The following is a 241-nucleotide window of genomic DNA, read 5'->3' as shown; positions in this document are numbered from 1 at the left end:
ACCATGACTTCCGATAATCGCACCGCCCATCCGGCCGCCCAGTATGATGCGGAAGTGGGGCGCGTCATTCCCTTCTACACGACGATTCACGCGGAGATTCTGGCACTGGTGCAGTCGCTGGTGGGAGATCCGGCGGTCTGGCTCGACACCGGTTCCGGCACGGGGGCACTGGTGGCGCAGGCGTTGCCACGGTTTTCCCGCACGCAGTTTTTCCTCGCAGATCCTTCGGAGGCGATGTTGG

Annotated in this window: 1 pseudogene; it reads left to right on the top strand. The window is 63.1% G+C overall.

Annotation, left to right across the window (positions count from 1 at the left end):
• Positions 1 to 241 (top strand): annotated as a pseudogene (locus tag AC0MA3_RS26720) (hypothetical protein); the annotation flags it as partial.

The organism is Paenibacillus sp. LS-5 (genome assembly GCF_056121505.1).
This window is presented reverse-complemented; position numbering and strand designations above follow the sequence as displayed.